The 12,955-nt window shown below is 64.1% G+C and carries 14 protein-coding genes; 1 reads left to right on the top strand and 13 read right to left on the bottom strand.

From position 1 onward, the window contains the following. Window positions 1–16: 16 nt before the first annotated feature. A complete protein-coding gene (gene lepA / locus ACMDW7_RS07850) occupies window positions 17–1,810 on the bottom strand; it encodes a translation elongation factor 4 (protein ID WP_377301754.1) in 1,794 nt (597 codons plus the stop codon). Window positions 1,811–1,966: 156 nt separating this feature from the next. On the opposite strand from lepA, the gene ACMDW7_RS07845 reads away from it, so the two are divergent. Further along, entirely contained in the window at window positions 1,967–2,173 is a 207-nt protein-coding gene (locus ACMDW7_RS07845) for a hypothetical protein (protein ID WP_377301756.1), read from the top strand. Between the two features lie 176 nt (window positions 2,174–2,349). Here the strand turns inward: ACMDW7_RS07845 and ACMDW7_RS07840 are convergent, their stop codons facing one another. From ACMDW7_RS07840 to ACMDW7_RS07785, 12 genes are all read right to left on the bottom strand, one after another. After that, window positions 2,350–3,819 (bottom strand): DegQ family serine endoprotease, encoded by a 1,470-nt coding sequence (locus tag ACMDW7_RS07840; RefSeq protein WP_377301758.1) that lies wholly within the window; start codon window positions 3,817–3,819, stop codon window positions 2,350–2,352. 53 nt (window positions 3,820–3,872) lie between these two features. Beyond that, window positions 3,873–4,922, bottom strand: a complete 1,050-nt coding sequence (locus tag ACMDW7_RS07835; protein WP_377301760.1) for a MucB/RseB C-terminal domain-containing protein — start codon at window positions 4,920–4,922, stop codon at window positions 3,873–3,875. A 14-nt stretch (window positions 4,923–4,936) separates the two neighbouring features. Continuing rightward, window positions 4,937–5,521 (bottom strand): sigma-E factor negative regulatory protein, encoded by a 585-nt coding sequence (locus ACMDW7_RS07830; RefSeq protein WP_377301762.1) that lies wholly within the window; start codon window positions 5,519–5,521, stop codon window positions 4,937–4,939. Between the two features lie 4 nt (window positions 5,522–5,525). Further along, on the bottom strand, window positions 5,526–6,152 hold the full coding sequence (gene rpoE / locus ACMDW7_RS07825) for an RNA polymerase sigma factor RpoE (RefSeq protein WP_054124193.1): 627 nt from the start codon (window positions 6,150–6,152) through the stop codon (window positions 5,526–5,528). A gap of 83 nt (window positions 6,153–6,235) precedes the next feature. Next, window positions 6,236–7,474 (bottom strand): beta-ketoacyl-ACP synthase II, encoded by a 1,239-nt coding sequence (gene fabF, locus ACMDW7_RS07820; RefSeq protein WP_377301764.1) that lies wholly within the window; start codon window positions 7,472–7,474, stop codon window positions 6,236–6,238. A 144-nt stretch (window positions 7,475–7,618) separates the two neighbouring features. After that, a complete protein-coding gene (gene acpP, locus ACMDW7_RS07815) occupies window positions 7,619–7,861 on the bottom strand; it encodes an acyl carrier protein (RefSeq protein WP_054124191.1) in 243 nt (80 codons plus the stop codon). A gap of 84 nt (window positions 7,862–7,945) precedes the next feature. After that, the gene (gene fabG, locus ACMDW7_RS07810; RefSeq protein ID WP_377301766.1) at window positions 7,946–8,692 is read right to left on the bottom strand and encodes a 3-oxoacyl-ACP reductase FabG; all 747 of its coding nucleotides are present in this window, start codon (window positions 8,690–8,692) and stop codon (window positions 7,946–7,948) included. Beyond that, a complete protein-coding gene (fabD, locus tag ACMDW7_RS07805; protein WP_377301768.1) occupies window positions 8,689–9,618 on the bottom strand; it encodes an ACP S-malonyltransferase in 930 nt (309 codons plus the stop codon). Before fabD ends, fabG begins: the two co-directional genes overlap by 4 nt. An 82-nt stretch (window positions 9,619–9,700) precedes the next feature. Continuing rightward, on the bottom strand, window positions 9,701–10,684 hold the full coding sequence (locus ACMDW7_RS07800; protein ID WP_377301770.1) for a beta-ketoacyl-ACP synthase III: 984 nt from the start codon (window positions 10,682–10,684) through the stop codon (window positions 9,701–9,703). After that, window positions 10,681–11,775, bottom strand: a complete 1,095-nt coding sequence (gene plsX / locus ACMDW7_RS07795) for a phosphate acyltransferase PlsX (protein ID WP_414859636.1) — start codon at window positions 11,773–11,775, stop codon at window positions 10,681–10,683. Before plsX ends, ACMDW7_RS07800 begins: the two co-directional genes overlap by 4 nt. Before the next feature lie 50 nt (window positions 11,776–11,825). Beyond that, window positions 11,826–12,008, bottom strand: coding sequence for a 50S ribosomal protein L32 (rpmF, locus tag ACMDW7_RS07790; RefSeq protein WP_054124188.1), 183 nt, complete (start codon window positions 12,006–12,008; stop codon window positions 11,826–11,828). A gap of 240 nt (window positions 12,009–12,248) precedes the next feature. Further along, window positions 12,249–12,875 carry a YceD family protein gene (locus ACMDW7_RS07785; protein ID WP_377301774.1) on the bottom strand — a complete coding sequence of 209 codons (627 nt, stop codon included), beginning with the start codon at window positions 12,873–12,875 and terminating at the stop codon, window positions 12,249–12,251. Between the last annotated feature and the right edge of the window lie 80 nt (window positions 12,876–12,955).

The raw sequence follows: 12,955 nt of genomic DNA, 5'->3' as shown, positions 1-12,955 counted from the left end.
CGAATTCATCAATCACTTACTTGTCTCCCACCTGCAGGATGGCCAGGAAGGCCTCCTGCGGAATTTCCACGTTGCCCACCTGCTTCATGCGCTTCTTGCCGGCCTTCTGCTTTTCCAGCAGCTTGCGCTTGCGGGAGATGTCGCCACCGTAACACTTGGCCAGCACGTTCTTGCGCAGGGCCTTGATGTTTTCGCGGGCGATGATGTCCGCGCCGATTGCGGCCTGGATGGCCACGTCAAACATCTGGCGCGGAATGATCTCGCGCATCTTCTCGGCCACTGCACGGCCGCGCGAACGCGCCGCACTCTTGTGGACGATGATCGAAAGCGCGTCCACCTTGTCACCGTTGATCAGGATATCCACCTTCACCACGTCGCTCGCGCGGTATTCCTTGAACTCGTAGTCCATGGAGGCGTAGCCGCGCGAGGTGGACTTCAGACGATCGAAGAAGTCGAGCACGATCTCGGCCATCGGCATGTCGTACTTCAGCACGACCTGGCGACCGTGATACGACATGTCGAGCTGGATGCCGCGCTTTTCCGTGCACAGCGTGATCACGGAGCCGACATAGTCCTGCGGCACAAATATCGTCACGGTCACGATTGGCTCGCGGATCTCGTCGATGCGCGAGACCTCGGGCATCTTCGAGGGGTTTTCCACCATGCTGACCGTACCGTCGCGCTGCACGACCTCGTAGATCACGGTCGGCGCGGTGGTAATCAGATCCTGGTCGAACTCGCGCTCCAGCCGCTCCTGCACGATCTCCATGTGCAGCAGGCCAAGGAAACCGCAGCGAAAACCAAAGCCCAGCGCTTGCGAGACTTCCGGCTCGAACTGCAGCGACGCGTCGTTGAGCTTGAGCTTCTCCAAGCTCTCGCGCAGCTGGTCGTACTGGTTGGCCTCGACCGGATACAGGCCTGCAAACACCTGCGGCTTGATTTCCTTGAAGCCGGGCAGCGGCGTGGGCGCAGCCTTGCCAGCGATCGTGATGGTGTCACCGACCTTGGCGCCCTTGAGCTCCTTGATGCCCGCGATCACAAAGCCCACTTCGCCGGCCACAAGCTTCTCTCGCTGGGAGCTCTTGGGCGTGAACACGCCGACCTGCTCTGTCAGGTAGGTGGCGCCGGTGGCCATGAGCAGAATCTTGTCCTTGGGCTTGAGCGTACCGTTGACCACGCGCACGAGCATGACTACGCCGACGTAGTTGTCGAACCAGCTGTCGATGATCAGGGCCTGCAGCGGCTCGTCCGGGGAGCCCTTGGGCGTCGGCACGCGCTCGATGATGCGCTCGAGGATCTCGTCGATGCCCATGCCGGTCTTGGCGCTCGCCGGCACGGCATCTTCGGCCGGAATGCCGATCACGTCCTCAATCTCGGCGATCGCGCCTTCGGGGTTGGCCTGGGGCAGGTCCATCTTGTTCAGGACCGGCACCACTTCCACGCCCAGCTCGATGGCGGTGTAGCAGTTGGCCACCGTCTGCGCTTCCACGCCCTGGGACGCATCCACCACCAGCAGCGCACCTTCGCAGGCCGACAGCGACCGACTGACTTCGTAGCTGAAGTCCACGTGGCCGGGGGTGTCGATCAGGTTCAGGTTGTAGACCTTGCCGTCACGCGCCTTGTAGTGCAGCGCCGCAGTCTGGGCCTTGATGGTGATGCCGCGCTCTTTCTCCAGATCCATGGAGTCCAGCACCTGTGCTTCCATCTCGCGATCAGACAGGCCACCACAGCGCTGGATGATGCGATCGGCCAAGGTGGATTTGCCGTGGTCGATGTGGGCAATGATCGAGAAGTTGCGGATGTGCTGCATGGGAGGAGGTGTTCTGGCCGCGAGCGGCGGCTGCAACGTTCAAAGCGCGCGCCGACCTCGGCGCTAGGCTGACGATTGCAAAGCTCTCAAGTTTACCCGGGCTGCAGTGCAGACGCCGTGAGCCGCAGTATGCAAGCGCCACAGGCGCTGCGGCGAATGGCCCGAGCCAAGCGGCCGGCTGCAGGCACCAACAGACCATCGAATGCCATGGATGGCGGCGCATGGTGGCGTGTGTGCTGCAGAACGCCGCGGCGGACACCGCTGGAGGAAACGCTGGGCGAAGAGCGCCTCGCGATGCTGCAAGGCATTCCCGCCAAGACCGTTACGGTGCTTACCGCTTGTCTGGTGCGGGTTTCCGGCTGATTTACCCTCGAATGCCGCGCCAATGCTGGATCTACGTGTGCGGATTTCGCGGCAGCTCAACCCTGCAACGAAGCCCAAGCAGCCACTCCCAGCAACGCTTTCCGCTTGTCTGGAGCGGCTTTCCAGCCATTTTGGCCTGTAAAGCCGCACCAATCCTCAGTCTACGGCTTGTTTTCCTAGCGTGAGGGTCGGATCGGCACGTAGTTGACCGCGCCATTGCGGTTCACGAGCACCACGATGGTCTTGCGCAGGTCCGCCTTGGCTACCAGCGCGTTGAACTGCGCCGCAGACAGGATTTCCTGGTTATTGAACTGCAGCAGCACGTCGCCGGCGCGCAGTCCGGCGCGCTCAGCGGCACCGTCCACCGACACCACCTGCACGCCGCCCTTGATGCGCAGCTCCTTGCGACGCGCTTCGCTCAGATCCACCGTGATCAGGCCGAGCTCATTGGCCTTGGCGTTATCCGGTGCCTTGGGCGGGGTTTCGCCGCCGCGCTGCGCCGTCTGCTCGGCCGGGCGCTCAGCAAGGGTGATGGTCACGTCGCGCGTCTTGCCCGCGCGCCAGACCTGCAGCGTGATCTTGGTGCCGGGGCGGATATTCGCAATCTGACGCACCAGCTCGGCGCGGTTCTCCACCACTCGGCCGTCCACGCGCAGCACGATGTCGCCCTCCTGCAGGCCGGCCTTTGCAGCGGGCGTGTTCGCCTCGACGTTGGTGACCACCGCGCCCTGCGGCTTGCTCAGACCCAGCCCTTCGGCCACGTCCTTGGTCACTTCTTCAAGCCGAACACCCAGATAGCCGCGCGACACGCGGCCACTGGCACGCAGCTGATCCGACACGCGAATCGCCTCGTCGATCGGAATCGCGAACGAAATACCCTGATAGCCGCCGCTGCGCGTAAAGATCTGCGAGTTGATGCCGACGACCTCGCCGCGGGTGTTCAGCAGCGGACCACCGGAGTTGCCAGGGTTCACCGCCACATCCGTCTGGATGAAGGGCAGGAAATCGCCGGTGTCGCGGCTCTTGGCGCTGACCACGCCGGCCGTCACCGTGTTTTCGAGGCCGAAGGGCGAGCCGATGGCCATCACCCATTCGCCCTTGCGCAGCTTGCCCGGATCACCGATCGGCAGACGCGGGAAGCCCGTGCCCTCGACCTTGATTAGGGCGACGTCCGTACGCTCATCCGAGCCGATGATGCGGGCCTTGAGCTCGCGCTTGTCGGTCAGGGTGACATAGATCTCATCAGCACCGTTGACCACATGGTGGTTGGTCAGGATGAAGCCGTCGGCTGAGATGAAGAAGCCCGAACCGACGCCGCGGGGCACCTCGTCCTGATTGCCGCCGCGGGGGGCGCGCGGGTTGGGCTGCGGCCGCGGCATGCTCGGCACATCGGGGCCGAAGAAACGCCGGAACAGCTCGAAGGGATCCTGTTCGCCCGGCGCACCCTGGGGCCCGCGCGGTCCACGCGGGCGCTCGGTCGTGCGGATGTTGACCACGGCGGGGTCGGCGCGCTCGACCACATCGGCAAAGTCCACAAACGCGGTACGAGCGGGCGCGGCAGCGCCTTGCGCGAGCGCAGGCCCTGCAGCCAGAAGACCGGCGCCGAGCAGTGCGGCGCCAAACAGACGGGTGAGCTGTGTTTTCATGTGCAGACAACGGCGGATGAGAGAAAAGAGAAAAACAAGGCGCGACCGCGCCCTCAGCGTGCAACCGCGGCGGTGGATGCCGCTTGTTCGATCGAGCCAATCACGCGGCGAACCGACAGCATCGGCACCTCGCCCACCACGGTGAGCCAATGCTCGCCCAGCTTGCGCATGGCCACGCTCACGGCACCCTGAACTGTCGAACCCTCGCGCTGGCTGCTGGGCACGGCGCCCGCGGGCTCGATGAAGATCGAAATTGCCGCCAATCCGTCCGAATAGACAATCTGCCCAACCTGCTGACGACCACCGACGCTGCGGACGATCTCATGGGTACGCGTAAAGCCGGGCGGGACGTTCTTGACCTGCCACTGGGCCAGCGCGGGGTCTGCGCGCCCGAGGTCTGCACGCTCGATCCGCCAGCCTTCAGTCGAGGTGACGCTCGTGCGCAGCAGCTTGCGGTCAATGTTGCCGCCGATGCGTACCTGCGTGAACGCAATCTGCTCGATCACGTTGCCTTGCGTGTCCAGGGTCTGCGCCTTGAGCAGCAACCCCGTGCCGCGATCCGCCCACAGCCGATAGCCGTAGCGGAAAGCATCCTTGGGTTTGAGGGTCAGCACCTGGCAATCCACCCCCGCCACGCGCTCATTGCCACCAAGGCGAATGTCATAGAACTCAGCCACTTCCGAGGCTGGGCGGCGCAAGAGCGACGGAAACTGGTCCGGGTTCGGGCGCCGCTCAATCAGCAGGGTGCGTGCGCCGGGGATGTAGCAATAGACCTGATCGTTCTTGCGGATGACCTCCTGTGGCTGGCCGTCCAGGACTTCGAGCTTCTCGAAGACATTGCCACCCTCGACCATGTGCGCAATCCGCGAGGACTGCATCGAAGCGCCCTGCTGATAGACAAAATGGCCGGCGTAGTTCTGCCGAAGCGCCGCTTGCTGGATCTTGGCCAGCCAGACCAGCTCGCTGCGCGAGTCAGCCGCAGCTGCACCGCCTTGCTGAGCTCGGCTCTGCGGGGCAACGAACCCTAGAACGATGGAGAGACAAAGCGCCGTGTTGAGCAAGCGCAGGTAGGCCGATGACCGAACCGCGATCGGTGGGTGCATGGAGAGACAGGGATTCAGCGTTGCGAGACGGGGTAGGACACAGCGCGGGTCATCGGCGCGATGCCGTGGCGATTGGCGCTCGGCGAGACTTGCTGGTGCGCGATCAGATACCGATCGACGCCCGCCGACTCAAGCGGCACGTCCTGCGCCACCACCACGGCCTGCGGCTGTGCCGAGGTACCGGAAGCAGATGCATTGACCACAGCCGGCTCTCCTGTGGTGCCCGCAATGCGAGGCACCGCCACCCAGATCAGCGCGGCCGCCGCCGCCACCGACGCGCCGGGCAAGCCCCAACGAACCCACACTCCGCGCCGTGCACCGCGCGCAGTCGGTGCCAGCACGGTCGGCTCGGCCTCCAGCCGATCCATGACCGACGCAGAGAACCCGGTGCGAACCGGTTGAAGCTCGGCACTACGAAGCAAGTCGCCGATGAGGTGGTATTCGTTCCAGCGCGAATCGGGCCCCTGCGCTCGAAGACCTGCGAGCACAGCGTCCAGATCGTCGGGGCGCCCCTCGCCGTCCAGCGTTGCAGAGATCCGTTCCGCGTACTCGACGTGAAGGCCCGCGGCGGCGCCCGCCGCGTTAACTGCTTGGTTCATATTGCTACCACCTCTTGTTTTCCGATGTGCCCAAGAGCGGCCTCAGTTCCGCCGCAATGGCTTCTCGCGCCCGGAAAATACGCGAACGTACCGTACCGATCGGACACCCCATCGCTTCGGCGATGTCCTCGTAACTCATGCCTTCGATCTCGCGCAGCGTGATGGCAGTGCGCAGTTCGTCCGGGAGTGCCGCCATGGCGCGGTTGACGGTTTCGGCAACCTGCCGGGTGGCGAGCATTGACTCCGGTGTATTGATGTCCCTCAGATGTTCAGGCTCGGCAAAAGTTTCATCGCCGTCACCCTGATCCAGCGAGGTCGCCTGAGTACGCCCAGATGCCATAAGGGCATTCTTGGCCGTGTTCACGGCAATCCGGTACAGCCAGGTGTAGAACGCGCTGTCGCCGCGGAACTGCGGTAGCGCCCGGTAAGCCTTGATGAAGGCCTCCTGCGCGACGTCTTCCAACTCGGCGGGATCCCGAATCATTCGCGACAGCAAGCGATGGATGCGCCGCTCGTACTTGATGACGAGCAGCTCGAAGGCCTTCTTGTCGCCCCGCTGGACGCGCTCGACCAGCAACGCGTCGGCGTCGCGATCAGGGTTGGAGGCTGGGGGGTCCGCTTTTTGGTTCAACGGCTCTGGTCTTGGAGTTCAGGCGCGGGTTCGCCCGGGAGAAGGGCACAGTCTACAGAAGGACACGTGCCCCGCTCTCCGGTTCAGACCCGGGCGAACACCAATGAGCCGTTTGTGCCGCCAAAACCGTAGTTATTGTTGATCGCGGCGCGAATGGGCATCTGTCTGGCCGTGTTGGGCACGTAGTCCAGATCGCAGGCCGGATCCGGGTTGTGCAGGTTGATCGTCGGCGGCACGGCCTGATGGTGTACGGAAAGCACGGTGAATACGGACTCGATCCCGCCAGCACCGCCCAGAAGGTGGCCGGTCATGGACTTTGTCGAGCTGATCGCGAGCTTCGATGCGTGATCTCCGAAGGCGCGCTTGAGTGCCACCGTCTCGGCCACGTCGCCCAGGGGCGTGGAGGTGCCGTGCGCGTTCACGTAGTCGATATCCGCCGGATTCAGGCCTGCGTCACGAATGGCGTTGGTCGTACAGCGTGCCACACCGGCGCCGTCTTCACGAGGCGCGGTGAAATGCCCTGCATCCGCGCTCATGCCATAGCCGGCAAGCTCTGCGTAAATCTTTGCGCCGCGGCGCTTGGCGTGCTCGTACTCCTCAAGCACGACGACACCAGCGCCCTCGCCCATGACGAAGCCGTCGCGGTCCTTGTCCCAAGGGCGGCTGGCGGTTGCAGGGTCATCGTTGCGAGTGGACAAGGCCCGCATCGACGCAAAACCGCCGATGCCCAGAGGCGAGACGGTCGCTTCCGCGCCGCCTGCGACCATCACGTCCGCATCGCCGTACTGGATCATGCGCGCGGCGTCGCCGATGCAGTGCAGCCCCGTTGTGCAAGCGGTGACGATGGCCACGTTTGGGCCCATCAGCCCGAAGTGCATCGACAAGTGGCCCGAGATCATGTTGATGATCGAACCGGGTACGAAGAACGGCGAAATGCGGCGCGCCCCACGCTCCAGGTAGTCCGAGTGATTGGCCTCGATCATCGGCAGGCCGCCGATGCCCGAGCCGATGGCCACCCCGATACGCTCGCGGTTTTCGTCGGTGGCTTCCAGGCCGCAGTCGCGCCAGGCCTGCATGCCCGCGGCAAGCCCGTAATGGATGAAGGTGTCCATGTGACGGGCTTCCTTTGGCGGCAGGTAGGCGCCGATGTCGAAACCCTTCACTTCGCCCGCAATCTGGGCGGAGAAGTTGGCCGGATCGAACTTGGTGATTCGGGTGATCCCAGGCGTGCCCGCCAGCGCTGCGTTCCAGCTGGAATGCACATCATTGCCCAAGGGGGTCACGAGCCCAAGGCCGGTGATTACAACTCGACGACGACTCACTGCGTTCTCCGAAAGCGTTCCACAAATGAACAGGGCCCGGATGCCGGGCCCTGCTGCACCTCACGACTCAAGGCTGGCGGACTTCACCTGCTCCGGCGCACGCTGCGGCAAGCCGCGATCCGCACGCACCGGTGATGATGAACTTCAGGCCTTGGGCAGGTTGCTTGTGACGTAGTCGATGGCCTGCTGAACGGTCTTGATCTTTTCAGCCTGCTCGTCGGGAATCTCGCACTGGAACTCGTCTTCGAGTGCCATGACGAGCTCAACGGTATCAAGAGAGTCGGCACCCAGATCGTCCACAAACGAGGACTCATTCTTGATGTCGGCTTCAGCAACACCCAGCTGCTCGGCCACGATCTTCTTGACACGTTGTTCGATATCGCTCATTCGCTCCTCCAGAGCTATTGGAATAACCGTAAGAGTTTAACAAACACCTAGAGCAAGCTCTCTAGGCAATTCAACTGCCAGTAGCTACATATGCATCCCACCGTTGACCGGCAGCGTGCAGCCGTTGACGTAGCCGCCGAGCTGCGACGAAAGAAATAGCACGGCACCCGCTACATCTTCGGGTTGACCGAAGCGCCCCATCGGGATGTTCTGCAGCATCACGGCTGTCTGCTGCTCCGTCAGAGAGCGCGTCATGTCCGTGTCAATAAAGCCCGGCGCCACGGCGTTCACGGTGACATTGCGGCCACCCAGTTCACGCGCAAGCGCTCTGGTCAGGCCTTCCAGCCCAGCCTTGGCCGCGGCGTAATTGGCCTGACCAGCATTGCCCATTGAGCCCACCACGGACGAAATGTTGATGATGCGCCCGTGGCGCGCCTTCATCATGCCGCGCATGACTGCGCGGCACAGCACGAACGCCGAACTCAGGTTGGTCTGCACAACGGCGTCCCAGTCGTCGTCCTTCATGCGCATCGCCAGACCATCACGCGTGATGCCGGCGTTGTTCACAAGAATGGACAACTTGCCGTCAGCCTTCTGGATCTCTTCAACCAGTGCCTCTGCAGCGGCGTGTTCCGTGACGTTGAGGACGGCCCCCCGCCCGCCGAACGGGCCAAGCGCAGCGGTGATGGCCTGCGCACCCGCTTCGCTCGTGGCAGTGCCAATGACCTTGGCACCCGACTGCGCGAGCAACTGTGCAATGGCCGCGCCCAGACCGCGACTCGCGCCGGTGACCAGCGCCACTTCGCCTTGAAGATCAACGGAGTAACTCATTTCAGCGCCTCCAAGGTTTGGCTCAGACTGGCGGCGTCGCTGACGGACAGTGCCTGCAGTTCAGGGGCGATCCGTTTACACAGGCCTTGAAGAACCTTGCCCGGCCCGCACTCCACCACATGCGTCACGCCGCCCTGCTGCATCTTCTGGACGGTTTCGACCCAGCGCACTGCGCCGGCCGCCTGGCGCACCAATGCGCTTCGGATCGCTGCCGGGTCAGACACAATCGCGACATCCACATTATTGATAAGCGCGACCTCCGGCGACTTCACGGCCACGCCGGCAAGCACACCTTCCAGCACCTTGGCGGCAGGCTGCATGAGACTGGAGTGAAATGGGGCCGACACGGGCAGCGGCAAGGCCCGCTTGGCGCCGCGCACCTTGGCTGCTTCACAGGCCTTCTCAACGGCGGCCTTGGCGCCGGCGATCACCACCTGCGCCGGGGCGTTGTAGTTCACCGCTTCAACCACACCGGCTCCAGCCGCATCTGTGCAAGCGGCACGGACTTCATCGTCGCTCAAGCCAAGAATCGCGGCCATCGCCCCGGTGCCCACCGGTACGGCGTCCTGCATGGCGTTGGCTCGGGCTCGCACCACGCGCACGGCGTCTTCAAAGCACAGCGCGCCCGCAGCAACCAACGCCGTGAATTCCCCCAGACTGTGTCCCGCCACCAGCTCCGGTGCAGCGCCACCTGCCGCACGCCATGCGCGATAGATGGCCACGCTGGCGGCGAGCATCGCGGGCTGCGTGTGAGTGGTGAGGTTCAGTTGCTCGGCCGGCCCCTGCCGGATGAGCCCCGAAAGAGACTCACCGAGGGCCGCGTCAGCCTGCGCCATGGTGTCCTGCACGACGGCGTTGTCAGCGAAGCTGTCCAGCATGCCGACGGACTGCGAGCCCTGACCGGGAAAGACGAAGGCAATCTTCATCGCGATGATCTTCCTTGTTGTGTGTTGTTGTTCTGTGAAGCCGTCGTATGGCCGCAACCCGCACGGCGCGGGAGCCGGTGCGCTACATGCGAGCCAGCACGGCGCCCCAGGTAAAGCCGCCACCCACACCTTCCATCAGGACATGATGGCCCGGGCGGATGCGACCATCGCGCACTGCCAGGTCCAGCGCCAGGGGAATGGATGCGGCCGATGTGTTGGCGTGCTGATCGACGGTCACGATCGTCTTCGACTCCGGCAGCCCCAGCTTTTTGGCAGTCGCCGACAGAATGCGCACATTCGCCTGGTGCGGAATGAGCCAGTCGATCTGTTCGAGTTGCATGCCGGCCGCGGTCACGACTTCGCGAGCAACTTCGTCCAGCACGCGCACAGCCAGCTTGAACACTGCCTGACCGTCCATAGTCAGGAAGGGATGACCGACGATGGCGCCGCTACACACATTGCCCGCGGTGCGCAGGATGTGCTGCTGCGAGCCGTCCGCATGCAGTCGGCTGGCGAGGATGCCCGGGGACTCACTGGCCGCCAGCACCACGGCGCCGGCGCCGTCACCAAAGAGCACGCAGGTCGTACGGTCGTTCCAGTCCAGGATGCGCGAGAACACTTCCGAACCGATGACCAGCGCGTTATTTGCAAGCCCGGTGCGGATGTACGCGTCTGCGGTCGCCATGGCGTAGGCAAAGCCGCTGCAGACCGCCTGGACGTCAAATGCGGCGCCGCCTGCAACGCCCAACTTGGCCTGGATCAGGCAGGCGGTACTGGGGAAGACGAAGTCTGGCGTCGATGTCGCGCAGATGATGAGATCGATGTCCTTGGCCTGCATGCCGGCGGCCTGCAAGGCAGCCAGCGCGGCCTGGGTACCCAGCTCGCTCGAGGTGACTTCCAGCGCAGCGATATGGCGCTGGCGGATACCGGTGCGCTCGACGATCCAGCTGTCGGAGGTTTCGACGCCTTGTGCAGCGAGCTTCTCGGCCAAGGCCGCGTTGCTCACCACGTTACGCGGCAGCGCCGAACCCGTGCCAACGATCTTTGCAAAGCGCGCAGCGCTCATTGCATGGTCTCCTCGACCGGAGCCTCGCTCCCCGCGGTGGCATGCAGCACGCTGCGCAGAGGCTCCAGTGTTCTTGTGATTTGCTCGAGCATGCGATGGGTAACGGCTTCGTGCGCTTTCTCCAGCGCCTTTTCGAAACCGAAGGCATCCATGCTGCCGTGGCTCTTGATGACCACGCCATTGAGTCCCAGCAAGGCCGCACCGTTGTAGCGGCGATGGTCAACCCGTGAGCGCACACGCAGCAGCACGGGCGCGGCCACCAGCTTCAGGGCCTTGGAGATCAGCCCGCGTCCGAACTCCTCCGCGATGATCGCCTTGATCATCTGCGCCACGCCCTCGGTGCTCTTGAGGGCAACATTGCCCGTGAAGCCGTCGCAGACCACCACATCGGCCACACCGCGGAAAATGTCATTGCCTTCCACGTTGCCGATGAAGTTCAGTTCGCTTGCACGCAGCAACTCGCCGGCACGCTTGACGACGTCATTGCCCTTGATGACCTCTTCACCGATGTTGAGCAGGCCGATGCGCGGCCGCTCCTCATCAGTGAGCGCTGTGGCCAGGGCCGAGCCCATGACGGCGAACTGCAGAAGATGTTCGGGCTCGCACTGGGCATTGGCGCCGAGGTCCAAGACTACCGTGCCGCGGCCCAGCACATTGGGCATGGCCGTGGCGATCGCGGGGCGATCGATGCCCGGCAGGGTCTTGAGCACGTAGCGGCTGATGGCCATGAGCGCGCCGGTGTTGCCGGCGCTGACGCAGGCGGCGGCCTCGCCCTCCTTGACCAAGGTCGCGGCGACGCGAATGGAGGAATCGCGCTTCTTACGCAGGGCGACCTCAACCGGGTCGTCCATTTCGACGACCTGGGATGCGTGGTGCACAGAGATGTTGGGCAGCGCTGAACCTGCGACTGCGAGCAGCGGCTCTATGGCCTCGCGACGGCCGACGAGGATCAGCCGATCATTCGGGTGGGCGCGTGCGAAGCTGATGCAGGCCGGCACCGTGATGCTCGGCCCATGATCGCCGCCCATGCAATCGACGGCGATCGAGGCAGACCGCTGCTCAGCGGGGGTGGCTGGCATCAGGGATGCCATGTGAGCAACGGTTGGGGCATTGAAGCTGGAGAACCCAATGCCACGCAGACTTATTCGTCAGCCTTCGTCTTGACGACCTTGCGGCCACGGTAGAAACCGTTGGGGCTGATGTGGTGACGCAGGTGCGTTTCGCCGGTGCTGGGCTCCACGGCGGTGGGCGGGTTGTTCAGAAAGTCGTGCGAGCGGTGCATGCCACGCTTGGACGGCGACTTCTTGTTCTGTTGAACGGCCATGATGACTCCGAAATGAAACTGTGTTGGGCGCTGCTCGGTCATCGCACTGCACGCTTTCGTGCGCGCAACCTGACCTGGGCATGAACCGGATCGCCCTTCAGATCTTGCAGAACCGCGGTGCGGCTGCGGATGCACGGTGCTTGCGGGCCGGGGCCTCGCCATGCAGCCTTGAAAGCCTTGGAGCTTTCAGGGCTTGGTCACCGAGCTCAATCTGGATCGAGCTAAAACGTTGATTTTAACCTATTTTTTGCTCTTGCGCCCAGTCTGCGCCGCGCCAGCCTTGAGTAGGGCATCGAGCTGCGCGAAGGGGCGCACCGTTCGCCCATCTCCGGCCACGGGGGCTTCTTGCGGCGCCGCGTCGGCAGTTGCCTGTCCAGCAACGCGTTGGGGCGCCGTGCTGCTCGACGCGACGGGCTGCGGGCAGACCTCGTGCGTCACGCCAGCCGGCAGTTCGAGCAGGATTTCTTCTTCCACCTGAGCCAGCAGGTCAAACTTGCGCGCGCCAACGATGGGGTCGAATTCGTCATCAGCAGCTTCCATGGCCGCCGCGTCGGCCTCGTCCTCGGTATCGAACACCTCGAGGCGGGACCGCAGATCGACTGGCACCTGCATGGGCTGACCGCAGCGGTCGCAATCGCGCGTCAGTTGCGTCTGCGCCGCCAGATATAGGGCCCGGCGGCGGCGCGGTGCGCCCTGCTCGTCGTACACGCCGGCAAGGGTCTCGATACGGCCGGCGGCCTGCCAGCGCACGGGCGCAGACAGCTCTGCGGTTTCACCGCCCAGGCGCGGCAGATCGCGAACAAGGCATTCGCCGTCCTGCGAGCGGCCTTCCTCGCAGAAACGGAACAGATCGATCCAGACAGGCACGGGCGTCAGCACTCCAGGTCGCTTGCGTTCGGGGTGTGCCGCACAGTCAGCGACGCGCCCCCACACTCGTATTATCGGCC

It is taken from the genome of Piscinibacterium candidicorallinum, assembly GCF_047549485.1.
Classification (GTDB): domain Bacteria; phylum Pseudomonadota; class Gammaproteobacteria; order Burkholderiales; family Burkholderiaceae_C; genus Piscinibacterium; species Piscinibacterium candidicorallinum.
Note: the sequence above shows the minus strand (reverse complement) of the source record. Positions and strands in the feature narration are given on the sequence as shown.

Bases quoted from the DNA above. Each gene is read 5' to 3' on its own strand.
- lepA (WP_377301754.1), bottom strand. From the start codon at position 1,810: ATGCAGCACATCCGCAACTTCTCGATCATTGCCCACATCGACCACGGC.
- ACMDW7_RS07845 (WP_377301756.1), top strand. From the start codon at position 1,967: ATGGCCCGAGCCAAGCGGCCGGCTGCAGGCACCAACAGACCATCGAAT.
- ACMDW7_RS07840 (WP_377301758.1), bottom strand. From the start codon at position 3,819: ATGAAAACACAGCTCACCCGTCTGTTTGGCGCCGCACTGCTCGGCGCC.
- ACMDW7_RS07835 (WP_377301760.1), bottom strand. From the start codon at position 4,922: ATGCACCCACCGATCGCGGTTCGGTCATCGGCCTACCTGCGCTTGCTC.
- ACMDW7_RS07830 (WP_377301762.1), bottom strand. From the start codon at position 5,521: ATGAACCAAGCAGTTAACGCGGCGGGCGCCGCCGCGGGCCTTCACGTC.
- acpP (WP_054124191.1), bottom strand. From the start codon at position 7,861: ATGAGCGATATCGAACAACGTGTCAAGAAGATCGTGGCCGAGCAGCTG.
- fabG (WP_377301766.1), bottom strand. From the start codon at position 8,692: ATGAGTTACTCCGTTGATCTTCAAGGCGAAGTGGCGCTGGTCACCGGC.
- fabD (WP_377301768.1), bottom strand. From the start codon at position 9,618: ATGAAGATTGCCTTCGTCTTTCCCGGTCAGGGCTCGCAGTCCGTCGGC.
- ACMDW7_RS07800 (WP_377301770.1), bottom strand. From the start codon at position 10,684: ATGAGCGCTGCGCGCTTTGCAAAGATCGTTGGCACGGGTTCGGCGCTG.
- plsX (WP_414859636.1), bottom strand. From the start codon at position 11,775: ATGGCATCCCTGATGCCAGCCACCCCCGCTGAGCAGCGGTCTGCCTCG.
- rpmF (WP_054124188.1), bottom strand. From the start codon at position 12,008: ATGGCCGTTCAACAGAACAAGAAGTCGCCGTCCAAGCGTGGCATGCAC.